Origin of the sequence: Winogradskyella thalassocola (assembly GCF_900099995.1) — a bacterium.
In the GTDB taxonomy this organism is placed as follows: domain Bacteria; phylum Bacteroidota; class Bacteroidia; order Flavobacteriales; family Flavobacteriaceae; genus Winogradskyella; species Winogradskyella thalassocola.
In genome coordinates, this window is the sequence record NZ_FNCZ01000001.1 from 852,373 (window position 1) to 875,984 (window position 23,612).

General features: G+C 32.9%; 24 protein-coding genes. 13 read left to right on the top strand and 11 right to left on the bottom strand.

Annotated features, from left to right (window positions below):
• Positions 1-198 precede the first annotated feature (198 nt).
• The 7 genes from BLT80_RS03540 to BLT80_RS03570 all read right to left on the bottom strand — a co-directional run bounded on the left by BLT80_RS03540 (position 199) and on the right by BLT80_RS03570 (position 5,811).
• Positions 199-924, bottom strand: coding sequence for a DUF6090 family protein (locus tag BLT80_RS03540; RefSeq protein WP_175455511.1), 726 nt, complete (start codon positions 922-924; stop codon positions 199-201).
• Positions 925-1,020: 96 nt separating this feature from the next.
• The gene (locus BLT80_RS03545; protein WP_139181007.1) at positions 1,021-1,731 is read right to left on the bottom strand and encodes a DUF6090 family protein; all 711 of its coding nucleotides are present in this window, start codon (positions 1,729-1,731) and stop codon (positions 1,021-1,023) included.
• 28 nt (positions 1,732-1,759) lie between these two features.
• Entirely contained in the window at positions 1,760-2,479 is a 720-nt protein-coding gene (locus tag BLT80_RS03550) for a hypothetical protein (RefSeq protein WP_092466200.1), read from the bottom strand.
• Positions 2,480-2,481: 2 nt separating this feature from the next.
• On the bottom strand, positions 2,482-3,261 hold the full coding sequence (locus BLT80_RS03555; protein WP_092466201.1) for a DUF6090 family protein: 780 nt from the start codon (positions 3,259-3,261) through the stop codon (positions 2,482-2,484).
• A complete protein-coding gene (locus BLT80_RS03560; protein ID WP_175455512.1) occupies positions 3,258-3,974 on the bottom strand; it encodes a hypothetical protein in 717 nt (238 codons plus the stop codon). Before BLT80_RS03560 ends, BLT80_RS03555 begins: the two co-directional genes overlap by 4 nt.
• A gap of 35 nt (positions 3,975-4,009) precedes the next feature.
• On the bottom strand, positions 4,010-4,741 hold the full coding sequence (locus BLT80_RS03565) for a DUF6090 family protein (RefSeq protein ID WP_092466203.1): 732 nt from the start codon (positions 4,739-4,741) through the stop codon (positions 4,010-4,012).
• Between the two features lie 29 nt (positions 4,742-4,770).
• Entirely contained in the window at positions 4,771-5,811 is a 1,041-nt protein-coding gene (locus tag BLT80_RS03570) for a DUF6090 family protein (protein WP_092466204.1), read from the bottom strand.
• A 286-nt stretch (positions 5,812-6,097) separates the two neighbouring features.
• Between BLT80_RS03570 and amaB the strand changes: the two genes are divergently transcribed.
• The 6 genes from amaB (at position 6,098) to BLT80_RS03600 (ending at position 12,342) form a co-directional block, all read left to right on the top strand.
• The gene (gene amaB, locus BLT80_RS03575) at positions 6,098-7,651 is read left to right on the top strand and encodes an L-piperidine-6-carboxylate dehydrogenase (RefSeq protein ID WP_020895597.1); all 1,554 of its coding nucleotides are present in this window, start codon (positions 6,098-6,100) and stop codon (positions 7,649-7,651) included.
• Positions 7,652-7,661: 10 nt separating this feature from the next.
• On the top strand, positions 7,662-8,189 hold the full coding sequence (locus tag BLT80_RS03580) for a hypothetical protein (RefSeq protein WP_092466205.1): 528 nt from the start codon (positions 7,662-7,664) through the stop codon (positions 8,187-8,189).
• A gap of 111 nt (positions 8,190-8,300) precedes the next feature.
• Entirely contained in the window at positions 8,301-8,996 is a 696-nt protein-coding gene (locus BLT80_RS03585) for a hypothetical protein (protein WP_092466206.1), read from the top strand.
• Complete coding sequence (locus tag BLT80_RS03590; protein ID WP_139181008.1) at positions 8,974-9,669, top strand: outer membrane beta-barrel protein; 696 nt, start codon at positions 8,974-8,976, stop codon at positions 9,667-9,669. Before BLT80_RS03585 ends, BLT80_RS03590 begins: the two co-directional genes overlap by 23 nt.
• A 121-nt stretch (positions 9,670-9,790) precedes the next feature.
• Complete coding sequence (locus tag BLT80_RS03595) at positions 9,791-11,152, top strand: DUF1800 domain-containing protein (protein WP_092466208.1); 1,362 nt, start codon at positions 9,791-9,793, stop codon at positions 11,150-11,152.
• A gap of 2 nt (positions 11,153-11,154) precedes the next feature.
• Positions 11,155-12,342 carry a DUF1501 domain-containing protein gene (locus BLT80_RS03600; protein ID WP_092466209.1) on the top strand — a complete coding sequence of 396 codons (1,188 nt, stop codon included), beginning with the start codon at positions 11,155-11,157 and terminating at the stop codon, positions 12,340-12,342.
• A gap of 216 nt (positions 12,343-12,558) precedes the next feature.
• On the opposite strand, the gene BLT80_RS03605 is transcribed toward BLT80_RS03600, so the two are convergent.
• From BLT80_RS03605 to BLT80_RS03620, 4 genes are all read right to left on the bottom strand, one after another.
• Positions 12,559-13,692, bottom strand: coding sequence for an ATP-binding protein (locus BLT80_RS03605; RefSeq protein WP_092466210.1), 1,134 nt, complete (start codon positions 13,690-13,692; stop codon positions 12,559-12,561).
• Between the two features lie 40 nt (positions 13,693-13,732).
• Positions 13,733-14,122, bottom strand: coding sequence for a four helix bundle protein (locus tag BLT80_RS03610; RefSeq protein WP_092466211.1), 390 nt, complete (start codon positions 14,120-14,122; stop codon positions 13,733-13,735).
• Positions 14,123-14,180: 58 nt separating this feature from the next.
• The gene (locus tag BLT80_RS03615) at positions 14,181-14,933 is read right to left on the bottom strand and encodes an SDR family NAD(P)-dependent oxidoreductase (RefSeq protein WP_092466212.1); all 753 of its coding nucleotides are present in this window, start codon (positions 14,931-14,933) and stop codon (positions 14,181-14,183) included.
• 91 nt (positions 14,934-15,024) lie between these two features.
• On the bottom strand, positions 15,025-15,891 hold the full coding sequence (locus BLT80_RS03620) for an aldo/keto reductase (protein WP_092466213.1): 867 nt from the start codon (positions 15,889-15,891) through the stop codon (positions 15,025-15,027).
• A gap of 104 nt (positions 15,892-15,995) precedes the next feature.
• Here BLT80_RS03620 and BLT80_RS03625 point away from each other — a divergent pair, with 104 nt between their 5' ends.
• From BLT80_RS03625 to BLT80_RS03655, 7 genes are all read left to right on the top strand, one after another.
• Positions 15,996-16,568 carry a DUF4382 domain-containing protein gene (locus tag BLT80_RS03625; RefSeq protein ID WP_175455541.1) on the top strand — a complete coding sequence of 191 codons (573 nt, stop codon included), beginning with the start codon at positions 15,996-15,998 and terminating at the stop codon, positions 16,566-16,568.
• A gap of 165 nt (positions 16,569-16,733) precedes the next feature.
• A complete protein-coding gene (locus tag BLT80_RS03630) occupies positions 16,734-17,552 on the top strand; it encodes a DUF4382 domain-containing protein (protein ID WP_092466215.1) in 819 nt (272 codons plus the stop codon).
• A gap of 205 nt (positions 17,553-17,757) precedes the next feature.
• Positions 17,758-18,759 carry an AAA family ATPase gene (locus tag BLT80_RS03635; RefSeq protein ID WP_092466216.1) on the top strand — a complete coding sequence of 334 codons (1,002 nt, stop codon included), beginning with the start codon at positions 17,758-17,760 and terminating at the stop codon, positions 18,757-18,759.
• A gap of 98 nt (positions 18,760-18,857) precedes the next feature.
• Positions 18,858-19,724 (top strand): DUF58 domain-containing protein, encoded by an 867-nt coding sequence (locus BLT80_RS03640; protein ID WP_092466217.1) that lies wholly within the window; start codon positions 18,858-18,860, stop codon positions 19,722-19,724.
• Between the two features lie 62 nt (positions 19,725-19,786).
• The gene (locus BLT80_RS03645) at positions 19,787-21,511 is read left to right on the top strand and encodes a hypothetical protein (RefSeq protein ID WP_245710082.1); all 1,725 of its coding nucleotides are present in this window, start codon (positions 19,787-19,789) and stop codon (positions 21,509-21,511) included.
• A complete protein-coding gene (locus BLT80_RS03650; RefSeq protein WP_092466218.1) occupies positions 21,511-22,515 on the top strand; it encodes a vWA domain-containing protein in 1,005 nt (334 codons plus the stop codon). The genes BLT80_RS03645 and BLT80_RS03650 overlap by 1 nt, the downstream gene beginning before the upstream one ends.
• The gene (locus BLT80_RS03655; protein WP_092466219.1) at positions 22,508-23,545 is read left to right on the top strand and encodes a vWA domain-containing protein; all 1,038 of its coding nucleotides are present in this window, start codon (positions 22,508-22,510) and stop codon (positions 23,543-23,545) included. The genes BLT80_RS03650 and BLT80_RS03655 overlap by 8 nt, the downstream gene beginning before the upstream one ends.
• Positions 23,546-23,612: the final 67 nt, after the last annotated feature.

Here is a 23,612-nt window from a genome sequence, read left to right on the forward strand (position 1 = left end):
ACTAAAATGAGTACTGTTTTTAACGGTAAGAATGTGGAGGTAATTCGGCCCATGATTTTTTTCTAACCGCCAACCTATAAAGCAATGAGAAACCCATTAACGAGGGAGATAATTTTACTGATGACGTATTTTAGTTATTTGCCAGTTTTTCCTATTTAGAAGAGATTGTATCTGATTTATCAAAAATTCTTAATCATTTTACACTTCTATTTCTTCATTTAGTAGCACTACTATTTGTGATATTTTGTTTAACACTTCTTCTTGGATCGTATATCTAAGATGCTCAACGGCAATTCTATTCATTAAATAGCCAAAATAGGCGTCTTGTTTAAAAATAAAGTCAATCGCCATATTTTCTTTAGGGCTTTTAATGGTGTCTAAACCCACTTGTTTTCGAGCAGAAGGTAATTCTAGATGCGCATTTACCGGAGCACTTATATTTTGCATATTACTTAAAAGACTCATGCTGTTGTCTTGATCTTCAAATCCTAATTTCACAATTGAAAAATACTCGGCAAGCATTTTTCTAAGTTGGTTATTACGCAATAACTCGGCGTTTCCGGTACTAATATAGGCATCGTAAGCTCCTGTTAAAAATTCGGCACGATACCAGCTTTGAGCACCATAAATAATAAAATTCTTTATAGAGTCGTTACTTGCACGCGGTATTTTACCTTCATACATTTTAATAAGTTCGCTACTTTTTCTAATCACATTTTTTTGCATGTACATCGTTTTTAATAAACGATTTTTAGATTCTAATAAGTCGGTTTTTAATGATACTAATAATTTTTGCTCTTGTCTTTGTTGTTTTCTATTTTCATTCCAATTATTTATTTGAAGTGCAATGAGAATCCCAATAACCACAAGCACAATCTCACCAATGGCATATTTAAGGTATTTGCCTGTTTTATTTTTTTCCATAAGGTTGTATCTTATTTTTCTAAAAAATTTTATCATTTGTTAGTGTTTGGTCTCAAAGCCTTGAGCATTAGTATCAAGTGCATAGTTGCGTTTTTATTATTTTTTCAATTCCTTATTAATAAGAATTTCAATTTCATCCATGTCAGATAAAATTTTCTTGAATCTTATAAGACTACCTTTTTCCGATTCAACCTTCATAAATTGACACCTTTCTAATGTAATAAGAAGCTCGATTAAGTTTTTTTCGTCAAATACATATTCTGATAGTTTGGGCTGATTTTGTATGTTTTTAAATGCAAATTCTAAACTCCCATATCTGTTAGCTGCCGTTGAACCCGCTTTACCAGCTTCATCGTTGTTGTATTTAGAAACCTCTTCTGTTTCTTCTTTATATTTATCTAAACGGATTAATTGTTCTCTAATGGTTGGTGGTATTAATTTGATGTCTCCAGTATTCTGTAGCGTATTTATCGTGTTAGATTTGAATTGAACATTATAAAGTTGCCAACCTAAATTTGTAGTTTCAGTAATTATTTTATTTATTGGTAGGTTTGGTTGATTATAGATGTCTTTAAAAGCTCTAAATTTTACCATATTAGAATCTATTCTTGAAGAATGCTCTTTTATATATGCTTTGTCATTCTCAAAATCTTGTAGTAATTGTTTATAATAAACTTGTCTTAAATTTTCAGTTTTTCGTTCATCATTGAGATTGTTTAGTTGTAGGGCAATTAAAATCCCTAGAACAACAAGGATAATTTCACCAATAGCATATTTAAGGTACTTTCCTATTTTGTTTTTTTCCATAAGGTCGTATCGTATTTTTCTAAAAAACTTAATCATTGCTTATTTTATCTTTTTTTAATTCTGCAAAAACAGACTTTAGTTTAGTAAAGGATTCTATTGAACGCTCATAGGCTTCTTTATTTAGATTTAAAGAGGTTCGTCTTGCTAAAATATAATTCTGAAAATGGATTTCTTTTGCATAACTTTTTGATGTTAGCTGCATTTCAAAAAAGTTCACATTTTTAATTAGAAAATTAAAATAATAATCCTCGAATCCGCTAAAATCTAAATCTTCGGAAACTTTAACTTCATTTAATGTTTCATAAGCAGATGATATAGAGTTTCGCAAGCTTAAATCATCAAACAGCTTTAGGTCTCCAGAGAACTTTAAGTTTTCGTAGGTTACCGTTGATGGGTTGAAGTATTCGGTATACATTAGCTTAAAGGCTTTAGGTGGCAATTTTGGGTTATCGTAGTCTTTGTTGTATAATATGTAACTTAAAGTATCAACTTCTTTAAGCATTTCTATTGTAAAATCTTTAAGCTCTTTTAATCGTTCTATGTTGCGGTTGGCTTCATCTTCTAACTGAATGATATATAAATCGCGTACTTCTAAGTTGTTTTTATCTTTTGCATTTTCGTTAATAGCTAATGCAATTAGAATTCCTATTATTACCAGTACTATTTCTCCAATGGCATAAATTAGATATTTACTGAATTTGTTTTCAGAGAGTAGCTTTTTTCTAATGTGTCTAAAAAACTTAATCATGTTTAAATCTTTTCTAAATAGTCATTTATGAGCTTAATTGTCGCTTTACCTTTTTCGTTATGAGTAATTCTAACCTTGTTAGAAAACAAAATGTTCTCTTTTAGTATTGTAAAATCTTTAAGTGCTTCTTTTTTTTGATCTTCATTTAGATTATTAAAAAAGCGAATGATATCTTCATAAGTTACCTCGTTAGTATTTGAATTCCATCTAGGTGCCATAGAAGCCTCCCTTAAAAAGGCATTATCCGTATAATCATTCAGCCTGTAATATGCACTTGTTTGTAAGGCAATGTAGGTGTTTTCTTGTTTTATAACTTCTTCGACATGCTTATAATAGTTTTGTATGCTTTCTCTTAATTCCTCTGAAGCTATTAGTGCTAGCTTACCAGAAAATTTCATTTCGCTGAATACTACGTCATTTCCTTCAAACCAGTTGGCCCCCTGAACGCTGTTTAAAGCTCCTAAGAAAGCTTGTTGATTTGATGTAATTGAATTTGTTCTTATCATACGCATCATCTGAGTGAATGCATCTAGTTTTAGCGTGTCTTTATTTAAATGCATCTCTAGTTCAGTTTGGTCTTTGTGTAATTCCTTTAGAATTCTTTGCAGATAGTTTTGTTCGTATTGACTATTCTTTCTGTTTTCATTCCAGTTATTAATTTGAAGTGCTATGAGAATTCCAATAACCACAAGCACAATTTCGCCAATGGCATATTTAAAGTACTTCCCAGTCTTACCTTCTGAGAGTAAGTTTAGTCGTATATGTCTAAAGAATTTTATCATGGTTTTAAGTTTAGCTCTGAATTTAATAAGTTGGTTAGGCGCTCTGTCATGGCTTTAAAGACTTCTAAACTATTCTTTTGATAAATAAGCATTTCTAACTTAAGTGTTACAATATTCCATGCTTCTAAATTATTAAATAGCTTTTCAAAATCTGTTTCAGGTCCTCCAGATACGAGGCTGTTTTTATACCTGTTAAGAGCGATTTGTGAGTAATTAAGATGTTTGTTTATAAAAGGTTCTATAGTTAATGAATATTGATCACCTATGCCTTTATCAATAGTATTAAAATGGTTCAGTTGAATACTAAATGCTTGCAACTCGTCTTTAATTTTGGTGTTATTTACTTTAGCTAAATAGCCTTCATTCATAAACTCTTCAATTATTGGATAATTAAAATCATTGATCCAAGCTGTACCTAATGCACCTAAGGTTTTTTGCAGCGTTGGTATAGAATCTTTATTGTTAGAACTTAATATTTCAAGCGTTTTTCTATTTAGTATTACTAAACTATCAATCCCATATATTAAATTTTCCAGATTATCACGACTACTTTCTAACTCTTCATGCATGCGTTCGTAGTAGTTGCTTAAAGTGAGTTTTTGAAGACGCTTTTCATTCCAATTGTTAATCTGAAGCGCTATAAGAATTCCAATAACCACGAGGACAATCTCTCCAATAGCGTATTTAAAGTATTTGCCTGTTTTATTTTCCATAACTTGGTTTTGGCGGATTTTTCGGAAGAATTTAATCATTTTATTTTTGGATTAGAAAGAATAATAATGTCATTAAGTGTTTTCTGTACTTGTTGTAATTCTCCACTTGAGTTGACAATTTGATCTAATAAATCTTGACGTGATTTTACCAAATATTCAAACTCTAAAGTTTGTAATGCATCAAAATCATTACGTGGATCGTTAAAATTAAAATTGAAATCAAAATGCTTTGATATATACGGGTCGTATTGTTCCCATACATGATTTCTTGACCGTATTTCTTCTTCTTGATAATCCTCAATTAAATCTTCCCATGAAATCAATAAATCACGTAACTTCTCATTTGTTATGACCTCAAATGACGATGTATTAGTTAGCGCAGTAATACTAGATTGAGAAGGATTAAAAGTTACACCAGCATAAGTATCCCACATGAGAACCGTTAATGAATCCAAAACTTCTGGATCTGGTTTTGAGGTTATAGGAAATAGCGCAATAACTTTATTACAATAATCTAAACTTAATTTATGCCTATACACAACTGAGTCTAGCTGTTTTTTGTTTTTTTTAAATTCTTTATGAATGTTTACTAAAATGGCTTTTTCCTTACTAAAATCTTTACGGTTTTCATTCCAATTGTTAATCTGAAGTGCTATTAAAATCCCAATAACAACGAGAATAATTTCGCCAATGGCGTATTTAAAGTATTTGCTGGTTTTACCTTCGTTTAAAAGGTTTTGGCGGATTTTGCGGAAGAATTTTATCATAGTTATTTCCCGAGTAACCAGGAATCTTTTTAGTTAGAAGTCTCTTGTTTGTTTTTTATAAATCTATCATTCCCTCCAAAGCCACTAAATTCAATAATAGCCTGGTTTTGCTTGTTTTTATACAATTTAACAATAACACTAGCTTCTTTAATAAAATAATAATCGCCCTCATGCCAGTATAGCTTTACGTCTGGCATAACTGGTGATTTCAATACTAATCGTTCATTTTCCATACTAACAGTTACTGTTACACCAAGTACTGCTGAAGCACCTTTGTAACCGCCTAAAAAATCTTTTATGCTTTCTTTTTTAGGGCATAGCATAAACGGTTCATTATATTCAGTAGATGTTTTATCCAATAAGGAATCTATTTTTTTATAGAGTATGATACTCTCAACTCTATATTCGTTAGCGGCATTAGAAATGTTGCCCAAATCATTAATGTATATTGACGATTTGTTTTTAAGAAATGGGTCGTTAAAATAATAGGCCATCGCCTCATCAAGATATCTTCCCATACCGTAGTCGGCTACTTTTGGGTTTACCAATAGGTCTTTGCGACCATCTATCATCACTGTATTTTTAATAAAGGTGTTGTAATCGTCGATTTCATTTTGAATTTCGACGTATAGATTGTTCAAAGAAGGAATTAGGCCATTGTATTTTTCGGGTAAGTTTTCGAGGTTGTTTAAGAAGCGGTTATAACCGCCTTTTTTATTACTAAAAGAGACATAATTCCTAGTAATTGGCAATGGGTATGGATTCTTTTTATACATCTCAAAAGTGATGGAATCATTCATTATTTTTTGAAATATTGAATCTTTTCCGATATAAACATTATAAATACGTTTGGCATCTATAATGTCTGTTTTTAAATCTTGCTGAACCTGAGTAAGGATGGTTTTTATCTTTGCTTCATTTTGGGACGCATTATAAAAACTGTTAATACCTACAGCAATTAGAATCCCAATAACTACGAGGATGATTTCGCCAATGGCATAGATAAGGTATTTCGAAAAGTTATTTCCGGAGAGAAGTTGTTGCCGAATGCGACGAAAAAATTTGATCATTTACTTTCTTTAAGATGAAAGTAAATTAGGTTGATGGTAGATCTTGAGGTTGGTTAACTATATGTGTTTAAAGATATTAATTTGTTACTAATAATGGCTTTACATTTAATTTTTATGTTAAAAAAAGAAGAGCACTTTGTTTTAATTGACGTAGTTCAGGAGTTCTAGGATATTAAATTTTGAAGTATAAAGTGTTCTATTTTTTGACAAGCTTGCGATGAGAAAAGCTGATATTTTATTAGTAACTTCGCATAAAATTTTAATAATTCATAAAAAATAAGCAAATATGGAAGCAGTAGCTACCGATTTCGGAATAAAAGAAGCCCTACAACAGTTGGGTGTAAAAGATATAAATGAAGGATCTTCTACAGGTTCTAATAATTTTTCTAATGGAGAAATTATAGAGTCTTACTCTCCTGTAGATGGCAAATTAATAGGAAAAGTAAAAACAACAACAAGAGCCGATTACGACAAAGTTATGGATGCTGCCACTAGCGCATTCAAAACGTGGCGAGATGTACCTGCACCACAACGTGGCGAAATTGTACGTCAGTTTGGTAATAAATTAAGAGACTTAAAAGAACCTTTAGGGAAATTAGTGTCTTACGAAATGGGTAAATCGTTGCAAGAAGGTTACGGTGAGGTTCAAGAAATGATTGACATCTGTGATTTTGCTGTAGGTTTATCGCGTCAATTAAACGGACAAACCATTCCTTCAGAACGTCCTGGTCACGTTATGAGAGAACAATGGCACCCAATTGGAGTCGTTGGTATTATTTCAGCATTTAACTTTCCAGTAGCAGTTTGGGCTTGGAACACAGCTTTAGCTTGGATTTGTGGTGATGTTTGTGTTTGGAAAGCCTCTGAAAAATCTTTGTTATGTTCAATAGCTTGTCAGAATATTATTGCTGGCATTTTAAAAGAAAATAACTTACCAGAAGGTATTTCTTGTATCATTAATGGAGACTACAAAGTAGGTGAAATGATGACTACAGATCATAGAATGCCTCTAGTGTCTGCTACAGGTTCTACAAGAATGGGACGTATTGTTGGTAAAACAGTTGCAGAACGTTTTGGAAAATCATTATTAGAATTAGGTGGAAACAATGCTATTATTATCACGCCAACTGCCGATTTAAAAGTGGTGGTTCCTGGTGCTGTATTTGGTGCTGTGGGTACTTGTGGTCAACGTTGTACATCTACACGTCGTTTAATTATTCACGAATCTGTTTACGATAAAGTAAGAGATGCCATTGTTGGTGCTTACGGACAGATTAAAATTGGTAATCCGTTAGATGAAAACAATCATGTTGGGCCATTAATAGACAAGGACTCTGTAAATACCTATTTAGCGGCTATTGAAAAAGCAAAAGCTGAAGGTGGAAACGTATTAGTTGAAGGTGGAGTTTTAGAAGGTGAAGGTTTTGAAAGTGGTTGTTATGTAAAACCAGCAATCATCGAAGCTGAAAATCATTTTGAAATCGTACAACATGAAACATTTGCTCCAATATTATACTTAATGAAGTATTCTGGTGAGGTTGAAAATGCCATTGAGAAACAAAACGGCGTGGCTCAAGGTTTATCATCAGCTATTATGACTAACGAAATGAAAGAAGCAGAGAAGTTTTTATCTTATGCCGGTTCAGATTGTGGAATAGCAAACGTCAACATCGGAACTTCTGGTGCTGAAATTGGTGGTGCCTTTGGTGGTGAAAAAGAAACAGGTGGTGGACGTGAGTCTGGTTCAGATGCATGGAAAGTGTACATGAGAAGACAAACCAACACGGTTAACTACTCTGATGAATTGCCATTAGCGCAAGGGATTAAATTTGATTTGTAAGATGTAACTTTTGAATAAACTGCATTTTTTAAAATTAGTTTTAGTATCACTATTTTTTATTAATGGTAATGCGCAAGATAATATAGATTATAAGGCAATTGACTCAATTGGCAAGGCTTTTACAAATAGACTGAAGGTTGGTGATATCGAATATTTAGAATCGTCAAAACCTCAAGAAGGTACTTGGGAGTATTCTAGGTTGCTCGATTATAAAAAAGCATTAAATGATAAACCAAATAAAATTATCATTGGCAGTTTTATAGAGCCATCGATTAATCCAGATTATTGGGCTTTTAATTTATTTGCGTTGCGAAGAATAGACGAAAAGAGTTTTGAATATTTTTTTGCTGCCATCGTAAGTATAGATGTAACTAGTGCTAATTATAAGATTGATGCAACATATTTATTTACTGAAGATGAGCCATTAAAAAGTTGGTGGAAACATATATTTGGATTTTATGAAAGTAAACATCGAGAATATATTCCAAAAGAATTTGTTTTTCAAGTTTGTCCGCCGCCACCTTTTAATGAAGAATAAAAAAACAAAGCCATATCGAAAGATGTGGCTTTCTTTTTTTTTTTTAACACAATGGCGACGCAACCTTTTCTTACAAATTGCATCTACTTTAAAACCGATCTACTTCATTTTATGAAATTACTATTTAAATTCTTCTTAATACCGTGTTTTTTAACGACGGTTTTAAGTTGTGAGGTTCACCTAGAAGATAATACTAGGATCTTAGTTGAAGGTATTATTAAAGACCAAGACAATATGCCTGTTCCAGATGCGAAAGTAAGTGTCCATACTAGAAGAAGTAATTTTAGTGGTGGTGAAAATCCGTACCTCTTAGGTGAAGGTTATAGTGCTTCTGATGGGACATTTTCTGTGACATCATTTTATGATAAAGATGAAGATTTTGCTATCGAAATAGCATTAAATGAGAGTTACAGTACTTATGTTTATAAGTCCAATACTCTTAATTTTACTCCGATAGATTTAACTTTTAATCTCGAAACGATAACCTTAAGAAAATTAGCAAACTTTAATTATAATATTGTTAAAACAAGTAGTGCATCTAGTGCCATTACCTATAGTTTTAGATATGTTGAAGGTTTTTGTTTAGAGTATTTTGAAGGGGGAACACTAAACGAATTACAAAGTGTTTGTTATCAAGAACGATTTATAAGTAAAACGCTTAATGATGATAATCCAGATTATGAATGGCTATTACAGGTGCCGATTGGTGAGGTTGTGGAGTTTACATATTCTATAAATGACGAACCAGAAATAACAGAATTTATTACAATTAATGAAAGCAGCTATGACTTTACGTTCAATTATTAATACACTAATAATTTTATTAGTTTTTTCTGTGGGTAATGCTCAAGATGAGTCTATTGGACGTGTAGCTAAAACAAGATCTAGCAGTGCCTTTTTCGATTCTGAAGAGCGTCAACGCTTTTTTGCAATTACGGTAGGCGGACGTAAACCTTTTACCAGTGGTGATAATTTTATGGGTAAAGGTCTAGAGGGGGAATCTGGAATTGATTTTAAAGTTCAGATGTATATTTATAAGAATTTTTTTATCGGACTTGCAACAGGAGCGAGCTATTTTGATGTTAAAAATCAAGAACGCTTAGGGAGTTATAGAAAATCGAGAATTGCTGAAAACTATGCCTACTTTGGCTATGAGTTTTTACCGACTGATAAATTAAGGTTAGGTCTTAATATGTCTATTGATGGTGATTTAGATTATAAAAATACAGGGTTTAGCACGGCTGATATTGCAGAACAACATGATTCAGCGAAGTTAAATCGCTATGGATTATATCTTAATTATGAGTTAGCGAGGCATTTTATGATCTATATCGATTATGCTTATAATGTCAGTAAAACAAATATTGATGTCCCCTCTCAGTTAGATGATTTTTTTAGTAAAGGAAAGTATCATTCGATAGGAGTTGGTCTCGTTTTTACAATTGGAAGTCGCGATTTAATATCACGGTTTTTAAATTGATTTTTAGTTTTCTGAAGGATTCAAAAATATTTAATTTTAAAAACCGTTTGTAAAAGAGACGGTTTTTTTATTTGGACTGTTAAGAGTTAAACCATTCAGAAAATATTAAGTCTTATTAAACATGACACAGCAACAACTTCAACATTTGTATTGGCGAGCAGGCTTTGGAATTCATCCTAATAGGCTGAAATCTTTTTCTAAAAATAGGAAGCAAATCGTTGAGGCACTTTTTGTCAACTCTAAATCAAATACACCTATCCAATTAGATTTGTCTTTTATGGAAGGTGTGACGATAAAAAAAATAAAAGACAATCCTGAATTTGCTAAAGACATAAGAGCCAAAAGCAGAAAAAAACTTATGGATCTTAATTATGCTTGGATAAATCAATTAGCACAACCTAAAGAACTTTTAAGAGAGAAAATGACCTTGTTTTGGGCGAATCATTTTGTATGTAAGTCTAATAATGTGGTTTATGCTCAGCAGTTTAATAATACAGTAAGAGTGCACGCCCTCGGTGATTTTAAAATGTTTGTAAAAGCCATTTCAAAAGAGGCAGCCATGCTTAAATACTTAAATGGTAATCAAAATAGAAAAGCAAAACCAAATGAGAATTTTGCGCGCGAATTAATGGAGTTGTTTACATTAGGTGAAGGGCAGTATTCTGAAACAGATATTAAAGAAAGTGCTAGGGCCTTTACAGGATATAATCACGATTTTGAGGGGAATTTCAATTTTAAAAGTAAACAGCATGATGAAGGTCCAAAAACCTTTTTCGGCAAAACGGGGAATTTTTCAGGAGATGATATTATCGATAGTATTCTCGAAAATAAACAATGTGCCGTTTTTATTTCAGATAAAATCTGCCGTCATTTTGTAAATCCAAAACCCAATCAAAAACACATTGATGCTATGGCAGAGGTGTTTTATAAGGATTATAATATCGAAGATTTAATGCGGTTTGTATTTCTGTCAGATTGGTTTTATGATGAATCAAATATAGGTTCAAAAATAAAATCTCCGATAGAGTATTTAGTAGGCTTAACTAATACAGTGCCTGTTACATTTGAAAAAGAAAGAGATCTTATTAAGATTCAAAAATTACTAGGACAAACCCTGTTAGATCCACCAAATGTGGCGGGTTGGAAAGGTGATAAAGCTTGGATTGATGCCAATACCATTATGGTACGTTTAAAATTGCCTTCCGTAATTTTGAATAATACTGTAATTGCTTCAGGGGAACATGATGAATTTAAAAAGAAGTTCATGAAAAAACATAAAGGTAAATTACCTTTTAAAACCATACCTAATTGGACTACTTTTTTAGAGAATTTTGAAGCTGTTGAAACCAAAGATCTTCAAGATTATATGTTGCAAGGCACTATTAATAAGGGAACTGCTGACTATTTAAAAACACTGAGTAAAGTGTCTAAACAAGAGTACTGCGTTCAACTCATGTCCTTACCAGAATATCAAATGTGTTAATTATGGATAGACGAAAATTTCTTAAGAATTCCGCACTAGCGAGCAGCTTATTTTTTGTTCCTAATTTTGTAAAAGCCTTCGAATCTGTGGCTTCAGAACGTTTGGGATATAAGCGTTTGGTTATTGTGCAATTGGCAGGAGGAAATGATGGATTAAATACTATAATTCCACATAACAATGATTTGTATTATAACGCTAGACCAAAATTAGCAATCACTAAAGATATTATAAAACTAAACGACGATTTAGGATTTCATCCAAGTTTAAGTCCGTTACGTGGGTTGTTTGATAACGGTGAATTATCCATCATCAACAATGTCGGTTACCCAAATCCTGTGCGATCACATTTTAGGTCTATGGATATTTGGCAAACAGCAAGTGGCTCAGATGAATATCTGCAAAGTGGTTGGTTAGGTCGTTATTTAGATCAGCATGGAACACAGCCCTATAATGCCATAGAAATTGATGAGCAGCTTAGTTTGGCTATGAAGGGAGAACACTTTAATGGCATTGCCACTAATGATTTTAGGGTATTGTATAATTCGGCAAAAGATCCTTATTTCAAAAATGTATTAAATCATTATAACGATGCGCATTTAAGCGAACATAACTTAGGATATTTGTATCAAACTATGATTGAAGCCAAGTCTTCTGCCAATTATATTTTTGAAAACACGGATGTAAAAACATCACAAGAAACCTATCCTCAAAACGCATTTGCAAAACAACTCAAAAATGTTGCCCAATTTATTAATTCGGGTTTAGACACAAAGGTGTTTTATACGTCTCTTGGAGGGTTTGATACCCATGCGAATCAAAATAACAAACAAACAAAATTGTTATCACAATATGCAGGAAGTGTAGCGGCATTTGTAAACGATTTAAAACGAAATGATACGTTTAAAGATACACTAATTTTAACCTTTTCAGAATTTGGACGACGTGTTAAACAAAATGCAGCCAATGGTACAGATCATGGTTCTGCTAATAATGTGTTTGTTATAGGTAAAAATTTAAAGAAGGCGGGATTCTATAATAATCTAGCGAGTTTAAGTGGTTTGGACGCTAATGGTGATTTAAAATACAATATAGATTTTAGGTCTATTTATACTACAATTCTATCTCAATGGATGGATGTTTCTGCTCAAGGGATTATTCCTAGTCAACAAAAATTATTGGAATTTATTTAAGGGCATAAAAAAAACCTTGTTTCAATTCTGAGCTTTTGGCTTTAGAGAAACAAGGTTTGGTAATTGATTAATAGCAATACAAATATGAGTAATATTTCTTATGGTCAGCAAAATTTATGATGAATGGTCGAAAAAATTGTATAATCAGTATTGTTTTTTAAATACTTCCGATAAGATGCAAAAAATGAGGGTGAAAACTCCATTATTATCGATGAACTAACTGTATTTTACTTTTCTTAAAATTCGCATTGTTTCTTTGTAAGAAAAATAGAGTTCTAAATTGTAGCTCTTTAGGTATGGTTTTATCTCTTCAAGTTTTAGTAATGCATCATCAAACCCATTTAGAAAACAGATGAGATAGCTGGCCGCTAAATTCTTTAAATCAGCTTCGTCATTTTGATTTAAAGGACTGTTTTTTTTAAGCTTTTCTAAAATTGTATTATTGGAATTATAAATATGATGCAACACTTTTTTGTCAAACTGAGGTGGCTCAAAAATGAGGTTCGCTTCAATAGAATAATTGGCGTTGTTTTCAAAGTGAATAATTTTTTCTTCAAGTTGGTAATATTTATAGGATTGATGTAAACCAAGCCTAACATATTCTGTGATTCTAAAAGTGTCTTCAGTGTAAGAAATAGAGACTTCATCTAAAGCCGAATAAAATAATCGAACCTGTTCGTTAATTAACTCGATATCCACCCTAGAAAAGAACAATTCATGTTTTACATGCTTTTTAGCACCAGACCAACATAACACGAAGTATTCCTTAAAGACTTTGTATTGTGGACTAAAATCCTGACGTTTATTCATAAAGTCGAATACACCATCTAGAGTTAATTCAATATTATTTTGCGCATGGTTTTCTATGGCAGCCACAATATTAGAATTCACATCTTTAATTTCAATATCAAAAACTTTAGGCATGCTTATGCTACCATCTCTAAAAAAGACAGAGCCACCGTAATATTTCCAGATGTTTTTTTTGAGTGATGTAATACTATCAATGGGTCTAATAGTTACTAAACCAACAACTTTATCGTCTGGTAAATGCGGAAATGGAATGTTTTCATACTGTACAATTGGTGGATTGTTGAGGTAAGCATTAATGAGATTCTGAATTTTGCTATCATCAAAAAAATCGACACCAATAATTTCGTTGTCGGTATCCTCTACACCAATAACGATATAAGAATTGTTCTTTGGATTACTATTAGAAAGTGCGCAAACATGTTTTAAAAACTTCGCTTTTCCTTCTTTTTGACTAATATCAATTTTTCGCTTTTTATCATAAAAACTGTTCTCATCGTTGTGAGCAAGTAAGTGCTTTATGAGAAGGCGTTTGTTAATCAAGGACTATTGTCTATTAATTATTGTTATTATTTATTAGGGCTTAATCGAACTTTGGCCCTTTTCGATTAGATTTTTTTAAATAAGTCATAAATTTTGAAAGTTGCTCAATAAGGTTTTCGGCTTTCGAATTAAGCTCAGTATATAATTCGACAGTAATATGATTTCTGTTTTTTGCACGCAATAATTGTGATTTGGTTTCGGCACAAGAGCCGCGTGAAAAACTCAAAAACATAATAAATTCTTTATTTCCACCTCTACCGAATCCTTCAGCGATATTATCCATAATTGAACCAGAAGAACCATTTATTTGTTCTCTCAATTTATAATCTTTTTGTAAAGGTGTATTTATAATGATATCCCAAATAGCATCACAAAATGTTGTAGCATTTTTGTAAACTTCTAAATCTTCAAATGAACGATAATGTGCCATGATGTAGAAATAAAAAATAATTAATAAGAATAAATAATATTCAACAACAGTGAAGAAACTATAAAGATTTCTTTACTGTTGTTGAATTCGCCTGAGCCGTACAAAACATCAACACATCTGCAATATTTACATGAGCAGGTCTAGAAATCGCAAAATAAATGACGTCCGCTACATCTTCTGCTTGTAAAGCTTTATAACCTTTATATACATTGTCTGCTGCGGCATCTCCTTTAAATCGGACCTTAGAAAATTCAGTTTCTACCAAACCGGGATTAATGGCTCCTACTTTAATTCCGAAGGGATTTAAATCAATACGCATGCCTTCCGTAATTGCTAAAACGGCATGTTTACTGCCGCAATACACATTACCATTTGGATACACTTCTTTACCGGCAGAAGAGCCGATATTTATAATGTGTCCGGATTTGCGTTCGGTCATTCTAGGAATAATAGCTTTACTGACATAGAGCAAGCCTTTTACGTTAATATCCATCATCGCATCCCAATCGTCTAAATTTCCAGTTTGGATGGGGTCTAAGCCATGAGCGTTGCCTGCATTATTTATTAAAATATCAATGTGTTGAAATGCTTTTGGTAAGGACGCAATAGCTTCAAATGTTTTTTCTCTATCCCGAACATCAAAATTTAAAGTATGCACATCGGTTTCTTTAGAAAGTGCCTTTTGAACACTGTCTAAGCGCTCTTGTCTACGACCGCATAATATTAAGTTAATGCCATGTTTGGCAAATAAATGAGCCGTTGCTCTTCCGATTCCACTTGTTGCTCCTGTTATTAGTGCTGTTTTTTTCATAGCGCAAACGTTCCTGCAGATGCCGGAACCTATTTATTAGTTTGATACTTAAATTTTAAAAACACAATATTCTTGTTTTTTTGGGAATCCGTTAAGGTACGTTATGTCCTTGTGCGGCTAGTAAAATTAAAAACCAATCTTCTAATTCTAGTTCAATTTTCGCTGCTTCAACAGCGAGTTTTAGTCGCTTTTCAGTTGTCGTTCCTATAACAGGGTGAATACCTGAAGGATGCTTTAAGATCCAAGCCAATAACAACTGATCTTCCGTTGCATTGTATTTATCCATTAATTCACCTAGTTGTTTATGGATACGTCTGGTTTGTTCATTATCGTCTTTAAATACAGAACCTAAAGGCGACCAAGCCATTGGTTTTATGCCGCTAGTCATCATAAAATCTAACGTTCCATTATACATTGCAGAATGTTCGGTTAGAGAGAATTCAATTTGATTGACGTCTATATCCATACGCAAACCAATCATGTCCATTTGCGATGGTGTAAAATTAGACACACCAAAGTCTCTAATCTTTCCGTCTTTCTTTAAAATGGTAATTGCTTCGGCAATGTCTTCAGCAACCATTAATGGACTAGGTCTGTGTAGTAATAATAAATCTAAATACTCGGTTTCGAGATGTTTTAGAGAGTCTTCAACAGAGCCAATAATATACTCTTTACTGTAATTATAATGTTTAACTCTATTGTTTTTCCGGTCACCACATTGCTCTTGAATACCACATTTTGAAATTAGTTGAATATCTTCTCGTTTAATACTAGAGCCTGTAAGTGCCTTGCCAAAGTCGGCTTCAGTAGTATAAGCACCATAAATGTCAGCATGGTCGAAAGTGGTAATGCGGTTAGAAACACAGAAGTTTATTAAAGCTTCCATCTCTTTATTTGAGAGCTGTTTTCCCCAGCTTCCCCAGGTCATAGTACCTGCAATTAATCGAGAATATTTCACTTTATTTTCAGTTTATATGGGTTTTTTTGCAATTCATGCATAAAAATACTCAAAACATACCGAATGAGGTATCATTGCTTTGTAATTATTCAATACCTCAAATCATGAAGCACTTACAAACTATAAAATTCTTAGTATTAACGTTTATCATTTTAACAAGCGCAACTAGCTGTTCTAAAGATGATATGGGTAATAAGAATAGCCAATTAGCAGCCGTTTCTGTTAGTTTAAAAAGCACAACTCAAGACCTTAATAAAGTTTACTTAGATATAGAGGATGTGCAAATACGAGTAAAAGAAGAGAAAACAGCAACAAATGCTTGGGTTAGTTTAAATGCAATTAACACCGGAACACATAATGTTAGTGCGCTTAATGATGATGCTCAATTACAATTAGTAGATTTTGCAGAAATTGAATCTGCATACGTTTATGAAATTAGAATCGTTTTAAGTGACAATAATTTTATTGATATTAACCAAACATTATTCAGTTTAGATGTTCTAGATAAAGGTAATGCAACACCTTCTAACTTAGTAAATACAGAATTTCAATCCAATCATATTTATGACATTGTAATAGATCTTAACCTCGATGAATCTATTAGTTTTAATGCGACTGATAATATGATGGTATTAAATCCAAAATTATATACGCAAATCAGAGACATTCAATATTAATTATCCTAATCCATGATTAATAGAACTCGTTTAGGCGAGTTCTGAACTTTAAATGAGCAATACTTCGGTGTTGCTCTTTTTTTTTTTTCTATAGAATTTATCACATATAGTCTAATTATGCGATTAGGCTCGTACATACATTAGAAATATTAAAAACTCATTAAAATGAAACTCTTAAAACAAATTACATCAATTTTAATCCTACTTCTTGCATTTTCTTGTAGTGACTCGGATAGTTCTGATAATTTAGGTACGGCAAAAATGTCTGTAAAACTAGTTGATGATCCAGGAGATTATGAGAATGTTTTCGTTGAAATTATAGATGTGATGGTCAAGTATCAAGATGATGCTGATGGTGATGATGACGGTGGATGGAACTCAATTGGAGTTATTAACCCAGGTGTTTACGATCTATTAGAGCTTACAGGGGGTGTGAGTCTAAGTTTAGTTGATGACGTCGATATCCAGACAGGTACAATTCAACAAATAAGATTGTTATTAGGTGATGATAACAGTGTTGTTTTGGAAGGAGAAACAGAACCTCGTTTATTAAATACACCAAGTGCTCAACAATCTGGCCTTAAAGTCATGGTTAACCAACCCATATTATCTGGATTCAATTATGATTTTATTTTAGATTTTGATGTCGATGAATCTATTGTAATGGCTGGTAACTCGGATAATATAAATTTAAAACCTGTTTTAAGAGCTAGTTTAGAAGTTAATTCAGGAACTTTAGTTGGTGAAATCACAAACTCAGATATTGCGGCTGAGGTTTTTGTAGACAATGGTCAAGGAGTAACAGCATCTACAATGGTTAATTCTAGTGGATATTTTGAAATTCCAGGCTTACCTGCTGGTGTATATACAGTAACCGTAACTCCAAATTCTAATACTTTACCGTTATATCAGATTGTAATAATCGATAATGTAGAGATAACTGTGGGTTCAATAAATACGTTAGACCCTATTACTTTAATCTAGTAGTTTACAGGTAGAATACTTGTTTTTTTTAAAAAAGAGTGATACAGATGTGTCGCTCTTTTTATTTTAACCAATTGTTAACAGCAACTAACGAAAAATTTTAACACTTTGCATGCTCTAAAAAACACGAAGCCATTTCTTATTAAAAATATATTTTAAAATGAAATTGGTGTAAAACATAGATTTGTTCTTAAACCCTTAAATAATGGAAGAAACGAGTACAGTTGATATTAAATCAATTAACGAAAAGATAGAAAGAGAAAGTGCATTTGTAGATTTATTAACCTTTGAAATGAATAAGGTTATCGTTGGACAAAAGCATATGGTAGAGCGATTACTCATCGGTTTATTAGGTCAAGGTCATATTTTATTAGAAGGTGTACCTGGTTTGGCAAAAACATTAGCGATTAATACGCTTTCAAAAGCGATTGATGCTAGTTTTAGTAGAATTCAGTTTACACCAGATTTATTACCTGCAGATGTCGTTGGTACATTAATTTTTAATATGAAGGAGAATGACTTCACGATTAAAAAAGGACCAATCTTCGCCAATTTTGTTTTAGCAGATGAGATTAACAGAGCGCCAGCAAAAGTGCAATCGGCTTTGCTTGAAGCAATGCAAGAAAAGCAAGTAACCATTGGTGATGAAACGTTTATTTTAGACAAACCATTCTTAGTAATGGCAACGATGAACCCAGTTGAGCAAGAAGGAACTTATCCTTTGCCAGAAGCACAAGTGGATCGTTTTATGCTAAAAACGGTTATAGATTATCCAACGATAGATGATGAACAGCAAATTGTAAGAGCCAACTTAAGAGGAACTTACGAAAAAGTAAATCCTGTGGTTTCAATTGCTCAGATTCTAAGTGCACAGAATGCGGTTAGAGAAGTTTATATGGATGAGAAAATTGAAAAATATATTCTCGATATTGTTTTCGCAACACGTTATCCTGAAAAATATAAACTAGGCGATTTAAAACCTTTAATTTCTTTTGGGGCTTCTCCTCGTGGAAGTATTAACTTAGCTACAGCAGCTAAATGTTATGCTTTTATTAAGCGAAGAGGTTATGTTATACCAGAAGATGTTCGTGCTATTGTTCACGATGTTTTACGTCACAGAATAGGAATCACTTACGAAGCTGAAGCGGAGAATATCACTTCAGAGGATATTATCAATAAGATTGTAAACGAAATCGAAGTACCATAATAGTGGTTAGTAAATCAGTATTCAGTTGGCAGTGGCTAACTCTAATTCTGATTTATACGTAACTGCTAACTGAAGACTGCTCACTGCAAACAGAAAAAATGGATACTAAAGAACTTCTTAAAAAAGTACGAAAAATAGAGATTAAGACACGTCGTTTGTCTGATCATATATTTGGAGGTGAATACCACTCAACCTTTAAAGGTCGTGGTATGACGTTTTCGGAAGTGCGCCAATACCAATTTGGTGATGATGTTAGAAATATCGATTGGAATGTTACGGCAAGAACCAACGAGCCACATATTAAAGTTTTTGAAGAAGAACGTGAGCTTACGATGATGTTGATGGCAGATGTTTCCGGAAGTGAAATCTTTGGAACAAAAAATCAGTTTAAAGATGAAATAGTTACAGAAATCGCGGCAACATTAGCGTTTTCAGCAACTCAGAACAATGATAAAATAGGATTGATTTTATTCTCGGATCAGATAGAACTTTACATTCCGCCAAAAAAGGGACGTTCTCATGTACTTAGAATAATTCGCGAATTATTAGAGTTTAAGCCCAAAAGTAAACAAACGAATGTTGCAGAAGCTTTTAAGTTTTTGTCTAACGTTATGAAGAAAAAGGCGATTGTTTTTGTGCTGTCGGATTTTGTGGCAGACGATTACAAACAGAACCTTAAAATTGCATCTGGTAGACACGATATTACAGGTATTAGAGTTTATGATAAGCACGAAGAAGAAATTCCGAATATAGGAATGGTGCAAATGGAAGATGTAGAAACAGGTGAAATGATGCTTATAAACACGGCTTCTAAAAAAGTAAGGCAGAATTACAGTAAATATTATCACGAAAAAGTGAGGTACTTTAAAGACAGTTTTGCGAAATCTGGAGCAGGAGTCATTGATTGTCGCGTGGACGAAAGTTATGTGAAGAAATTATTAGGATACTTTAAGCGAAGAGGCTGATAAGTTCGAAGCTTAAGGTTGGAATCATGAAGAAGTAGAAAATGTAAAGTAAGAATTGTAAAGTGAAAAGTTTAAAATATATATTCAGCATATTAACTAAAAATGAAGACGCAACGGTCTTCCGTTTTCGGTCTTCCGTCTTCGGGCTATTTTCTGTGTTCTTTGTTCTTGGTTCTTTTTTCTCTTCAGCTCAAGTTTCAACTGAAATAGACACGACTAAAATCAGAGTGGGTGAGCAAATCAATTATAAGATCAATGTCGAAGCAGATTCATTGGCCTTAGTTGTGTTTCCAGAAGGTCAAACGTTTATGCCTTTAGAGAACGTGGAGGCGTTAAAAATAGACACCACAAAACGTGATGCTAAGTTTTTATTGTCAAGAATTTACAAGCTAACACAATTCGATTCTGGTGCGTATACCATTCCGAGACAAAAAGTTATTATTGGTGAACAGCCCTTTTTTACAGATTCTTTAAAAATTGAGGTAAACACGATTGAAGTAGATACTACAAAACAAAAGCTTTACGATATTAAACCTATTATCGAAGTAGAAGAAAGCGGAAGTGATTGGTGGAAATGGGTTTTAATCGCATTATTAGCAATTGCGCTTGTTGGATTTTTATTGTACTGGTTTATTTGGAGAACAAAACCGCTATCAGAAGAAGAAGAGATAGCATTACTACCTCCTTATGATCGTGCTAAATTAGCATTACAAAAACTAGATGAAAGTCAGTTTTTAATGCGTTCTGAAGTCAAGGAATATTATTCAGAACTTACATTTATCATCAGAAAATATTTAGATGAAAAAGTGTATGATCGTGCTTTAGAGAGCACAACATCAGAACTTATTTCTAGATTAAATTTATTGAAAGAAGGGAACCAAATTCCACTTTCAAAAGAGACCATCTTACATATCGAATCTATATTGCAACGTGCCGATTTAGTTAAATTTGCTAAGTCTTCGCCAGACATTGCACTTGCAGAAATGGATAAATCAACAATAGATAAAGCCATAGATAACGTTAAAGTTAGCTTGCCAGAACCTTCTGAAGAAGAAAAATTATTAGACCAAAAATATAAAGAAGCACAGGAACGTAAAAAGAAACGCAGAAAAGTCTGGATTACCATTGGTATTTCATTATTTCTAATCATTGCTACACTAGTTGGTTTTGGTGTTAAATATGGCTTCGGATATGTTAAAGACACTATAATTGGCCATGAAAGTAAAGAACTGTTAGAAGGCGATTGGGTTAAAAGTGCGTATGGTTTTCCACCAGTTTGGATTGAGACCCCTAAAGTTTTAAAACGTGTTGATTCTCAAATTCCGGAAGCGGCTAAAGTGCAACTTAACATGACGACTTTTGCTTACGGCACCATGTTAGATGTTTTTAGTGTGGTTATAAATACAACGACACTTAAAGTGCCAAAACAAGCACCACAAGGAGAGAGTACAGATAAACCTACGTTCGATTTGTTGAAGGTGTCTGAGGAAACCATTAAAGGTTTCGAAGCAAAAGGTGCTACAGATATAACCGTTAAGACAGATAAGTTTATTACACCTAATAATGCTGAAGGCTTAAAAACATTTGGGACTTTAAATCTTAAAGCGCCCGGAACAGATAATTTAATAAATGCAGAGTATGTATTATTATGTTTTTCTAATGAAAACGTATTGCAACAGATTGTAATCACGTGGTCTAAAGACGATGCTTACGCAGATGAAATGATTGAACGTATAACGGACTCTATAGAACTTAAATCTGAAGAGCCTGAAGAAGAGAAAGAATAATGTTAGAGAGTATACAATTTTTAAATAAAGAATTTTTCTGGTTACTATTGCTTTTGCCAATAGCCATAGTTTGGTATGTTCTTAAACATAGCAAACAAACGGCTGAGTTAAAAATATCGAGCATTAAAGGGTTTAAAAGTTCATCTTCATTTTGGTCTAATTTTAGACATCTACTGTTTGCATTGCGTTTAATTGCTTTAGCGCTTTTAATTACAGCTTTGGCAAGACCAAGAACGGTTGATGTGTCGACCAAAACTAAAACAACTAGCGGTATTGATATTGTAATGGCAATTGACGTTTCGGCAAGTATGTTAGCAAAAGATTTACGTCCTAATAGACTAGATGCTTTAAAAGAAGTAGCTGCCGATTTTATTGATGGCCGCCCTAATGACCGAATTGGTTTGGTAGAATATGCTGGTGAAGCTTATACGAAGACACCAATTACTAGTGATAAGTCTATTGTAAAACGATCACTGAGAGATATTAATTACAATTCTATCATTGAAGGTGGAACGGCAATTGGTATGGGTTTAGCAACGTCTGTCAACCGATTAAAAGATAGCAGAGCTAAGAGTAAAGTTATTATTTTACTAACAGATGGTGTAAATAACTCAGGATTTATAGATCCAAAAATTGCGAGTGAATTGGCCGTAGAGTATGGTATTAAGGTTTACACGATTGGTTTAGGTACAAACGGAATGGCATTGTCTCCAATTGGTTTTAATCCTAATGGTAGTTTTAGATATGGACGTATGCAAGTAGAAATTGATGAGGCATTATTAAAAGAAATTGCCTTAGAAACAGGTGGAAAGTATTTTAGAGCCACCAATAACGATAAGTTAGCTCAAATTTATGAAGAAATCAATAAGCTCGAAAAAACTGAAGTAGAAGAAACAAAATATTACAATTACGACGAAAAATATAGGCCATTAGTGCTATTGGCAGGCTTATTATTATTGATAGAATTAGTATTAAGAAACACAATATTTAGAAGCTTTGTTTAGACTCGATGAAAACATATGGTTTTGGACGTTATTGGTAATACCAGTAATCATTTTGCTGTTTTTGTGGCTTCAACTTTGGAGACGCTCTACACAGAAAAAATTTGCAGATTCTGCCTTGTTAAAGCGCTTGAGTCCTAATCAATCCTTATTTAAAAGTGTTTTGAAAGTGTTGGTGCTTTGTGTTGCTTTTGCTTGCTTATCGTTGGCATTGGTGAATCCTAAAATTGGAACCAAATTAGAAACTATTCGAAGCGAAGGAGTAGATGTTGTTTTTGCAGTAGATGTTTCAAAAAGTATGTTGGCCGAAGATATTGCGCCTAATCGTTTAGATAAATCAAAACAGTTAGTAACACAAATTGTAAACAGTTTAGTGAGTGATCGTGTTGGGATTATCGCTTATGCAGGTAAAGCATTTCCGCAATTACCAATTACAACAGACCATGCATCGGCAAAAATGTTTTTACAGAATATGAATACGGATATGATGTCCTCACAAGGAACGGCCATCAGTGAGGCTATTCAACTTTCAAAAACTTATTTTGATAACGAAAACCAAGCCAATCGTGTTTTAATCATTATCTCAGACGGAGAAGATCATGATGGAGAAGCCTTAAGTATTGCTGAAGAAGCAGCAGAGCAAGGCATAAGAATATTAACCATAGGTGTTGGTGACGTAAAAGGTGGCCCTATTCCTATAAAACGAAATGGAGTTGTTCTAAACTATAAAAAAGACAATCAAGGAGAAACTGTAATTACACGATTAGACGAATCTACCTTAAAGGATATTGCCGCAGAAGCCAATGGAGTTTATATTAATGGAAGCAATACAGCTGAAGTTGTAAAAACGATAAAAGAAGAATTGGATAAAATGGATAAACAAGAATTTGAATCGAAACAAATTGCAGATTTTAAAGATCAATTTCAGTGGTTTTTGGCCTTCGGAATTTTGTTGTTATTCATTGATATCTTCTTCTTAGAACGAAAAACGGCTTGGTTAACGAAGTTGAATTTATTTAACGAGAATTTTTAAATTTTTTTTAACGCTAAGTCTGTTAAGGCTTTAGTAATTTAGAGGTCGTTTTCATAATTAAGAGATA